General features: G+C 67.4%; 4 protein-coding genes and 1 pseudogene. 4 read left to right on the forward strand and 1 reads right to left on the reverse strand.

Annotated features, from left to right (window positions below; genetic code table 11):
* The 4 genes and pseudogenes from FNH04_RS43710 to FNH04_RS49575 all read left to right on the forward strand — a co-directional run.
* The coding region (locus tag FNH04_RS43710; protein WP_194237020.1) for an alpha/beta fold hydrolase at positions 1-473 on the forward strand (473 nt) is incomplete at its 5' end.
* A gap of 111 nt (positions 474-584) precedes the next feature.
* Positions 585-1211, forward strand: coding sequence for an NAD(P)-dependent oxidoreductase (locus tag FNH04_RS43715; RefSeq protein WP_152791791.1), 627 nt, complete (start codon positions 585-587; stop codon positions 1209-1211).
* 275 nt (positions 1212-1486) lie between these two features.
* Complete coding sequence (locus FNH04_RS49190; RefSeq protein WP_194237021.1) at positions 1487-1645, forward strand: hypothetical protein; 159 nt, start codon at positions 1487-1489, stop codon at positions 1643-1645.
* Between the two features lie 103 nt (positions 1646-1748).
* A pseudogene (locus tag FNH04_RS49575) lies at positions 1749-2352 on the forward strand (alpha/beta hydrolase); the annotation flags it as partial.
* On the opposite strand, the gene FNH04_RS49200 reads toward FNH04_RS49575, so the two are convergent.
* Positions 2343-2789 (reverse strand): maleylpyruvate isomerase family mycothiol-dependent enzyme, encoded by a 447-nt coding sequence (locus tag FNH04_RS49200; RefSeq protein ID WP_152791792.1) that lies wholly within the window; start codon positions 2787-2789, stop codon positions 2343-2345. The pseudogene FNH04_RS49575 and the gene FNH04_RS49200 overlap by 10 nt on opposite strands.
* Positions 2790-3133: the final 344 nt, after the last annotated feature.

Genomic DNA, 3133 nt, shown 5'->3' on the forward strand with positions numbered 1-3133 from the left:
GGCTCTCCCCGTCCCCGCCCCTGATCTCGGACTCGGCCACCAACGCCTTCCTGTGGCACTTCGCCTTCAACCGCTTGCAGGACATCAACGAACGCATGGTCGCCGGACGCGAGGAGATCTACTTCGGGCACCAGTTCACCTCCAAGGCCGCCCGGCCCGACGCCATCCCACAGCACATCGTGGACGTCTACGTCGACCTGCTGCGCGACCCGGCCGCCCTGCACGCCGTCTTCGAGTACTACCGCACCCTCGACGAGTGGCCCGAGCAGGTCCAGCGCTGGCGCGACGAGGGCCCGCTGAGCATCCCCGTCCTGGCCATCGGCGGCGAGTACGCCACCGGCACCGGCCCGGAGGAGGTCATGCGCCTGCTCGCGACAGACGTCACCGGACTAGTCATTCCCGGGGGCGGTCACTTCCTGGCCGAAGAGGCTCCGGAAGCCCTGACGAAGGCCCTGCTGGACTTCCTGCTCTGACCCGGCAGGGCAGGAGCCAACCCAGCTGACACCGCCGTGGCTGGTGGCCGCAGCCGCATACGCAGGCGGCCACCACCCGCGCCTCATCTTCTCAACGAAGGATGCACTCCCATGAATCTCTTGATCCTCGGCGCGACCGGTCCCACCGGCCGCCACGTCCTCGACCGGGCCCTCGCGGCCGGCGACACGGTCACCGTCCTGGCCCGCCGGCCCGAGGCACTGGCGGACCTGGCAGACCAGGTCACCGTGGTCGCCGGAGACGCCACCTCGCACAAGGACGTCGCAAAGGCCATGATCGGGCAGGACGCCGTCATCTCGGCCCTCGGCAGAAGCACCTCCGTGCGCGCAGACGACTTGTTCACCCGCGCCGCAGCTGCCGTGATCGCCGCGGCCGAGGAGCAGGGCGTGTCGCGCCTGGTGTGGATGTCCTCGTTCGGCGTGGGTGACACCTACAAGTCGGCGAGCGCCCTGCAGAAGCTCATGTACAGCACGTTCCTGCGGAACATCTACGCCAACAAGGAACTCTCCGAGAAGGCGATCCGCTCCAGCGGCCTGGACTGGACGCTGGTCTACCCGACCCTGCTGACCAAGGGGCCCGCCAAGGGCACCTACCTCGCCGGCAACTGCCTCCCGATGAAGGGCAACCCGAAGATCAGCCGCGCGGACGTCGCCGCCTTCATGCACAAGGCGGCACACAGCACCGAGTGGATCCAACGCGACGCCGTCATCACAGACTGACGACCTCTGATTCCCCGGCTCACGGCGGGCTCAGCCGAGCCCCGGACGGACGCTGGCGGAGGCTGGCCCAAGGGCGTCGTCGAGGCCGTTGGGCTCGTAGCCGCACCCGAAAACGTTCAGCCCTCGCCCTTGGACGGCCGCCGCGGTGGAGCCGCGTGCAGTCAACCCTTTCACCCGGACTTTGGTCGGCTGCGCGGTGACCACATGTGCACCACGGCCTGCCGACGAGACCACAACGTTCAAGAGCCAGCGTTCAGTTGACCAAAGGAGTTCACATGACTGAACACGTCGGCACACCCGTCTTCGCCACCACCCCGCCCCGGCCCGCCTTCGACCCCGAACTGGTTCCCGCGCTCGAGGCGATGGGCATGATGCGGGGCGGGTCGACGCCGGTCCGCGCAGACCCTGCCAGCCATGCGGAGCATGCTCGGTGAGACTGTCGTTCCGGGCCAGCCGAAGCCGGATCTGACGGCCGGCGGCCTGGTCACCGTAGAGGACCGTCAGGTGCCAGGTCCCGCAGGTGAACCCGACATCACCATGCTCATCCTCCGCCCTGCTGAGACCGCGGGACCGGTCCCGGGCATCTATTTCGTGCACCCGGGCGGCATGGTCATGGGAGACCGCAGATTTCACGTCGAGCCGCTGGTGCCCTACGTCGCCGAGGGCAAGGCCGTCGTAGTCTCCGTGGAGTACCGGCTGGCGCCCGAACACCCCGACCCGGCCCCGATCCAGGACTGCTACGCCGGACTGGTGTGGGCCGCGGACCATGCGGCCGAACTCGGGATCGACACGGACCGGCTGATCATCTTCGGGGCCAGCGGGGGCGGAGGGCTGGCCGCCGGAACGGCGCTGCTCGCTCGGGACCGTCACCATCCCGTCCTCAGCCACCAAATCCTGCAATGCCCCATGCTCGATGACCGGATGACCACGCACAGCAGTCAAATGCTCGACGGTGAGGGACCCCGGGACCGCAACAACAACCTCTTCGCATGGACCGCGCTGCTCGGTGACCGGCGGGGCGGGTCGGATGTCTCCCCCTACACCGCGCCAGCGCGCGCAGGACCTGACCGGGTTGCCCCGCACGTACATCGACACCGGCTCGGTCGAGACCTTCCGGGACGAGGTGCTCGACTATGCCTCACGTTTGTCGGCCACCGGTGTCAACGTCGACCTGCACATGTGGGGAGGCGCCTTCCACGGGTCCGACGGCTTCGTCCCCCACGCGGCCATATCGCAGGCATCCGCGGCCACACGCGACGAGTTCATTCGAAGTGCCACGTCGGCACGCAGGTTGGCGACGAGTTCGCCGGTCGGCAGTTCGGCGTCCCGGCTTGCAATGTGGTTGGACAAAAGGGTGAAGTCGAAGTCGCAGTGGCGCAAGTCGGCCATGAACTCCTCTTCGGAGTAGCGCGCCGCCATGGTCAGGTGCGCGATCACTTCGCGAACCCGCCAGCGCTCACACAGAGTTGGGGTGTCCCACTGCGCATCAGAGGCGGCGCCGAGCAGGTCGGCAAGGGCAATGAACTCGGCGGCTACAGCTGGTTGGAGGTCGGCTTCATTCGTCAAGGTCAGCTCCATGTCGCTCGTACGGTCGACGATCGTCACCAGGTCAGACCAACCGCCGGCGCCAAACTCATCGGTCCACGGTGCAAGCAGCTCCTAGCTCATTACCAGCAGGATCATCCTATTCATGGCTTAATCGCTGGAATTTCACTGGGCAGGTGCATAACACGGCAGAATCCGCCCAGCAGGGCATGGGATGGGGTGCACGCTGAAGCCGCCCCGCCTGCCCCTTCCTCAGTCCAGGAGGAACTCATGCCGGACAACCACTCGCCGTTACCGGACTCACCAGAGCCACCGCGGGCAGGACAGTCGCCAGAGCCGTCAGGCCGGCCGAACCCGACGTCCCCCCTGCCCACACC

Origin of the sequence: Streptomyces phyllanthi (assembly GCF_009377205.1) — a bacterium.
In the GTDB taxonomy this organism is placed as follows: Bacteria; Actinomycetota; Actinomycetes; order Streptomycetales; family Streptomycetaceae; genus Streptomyces; species Streptomyces phyllanthi.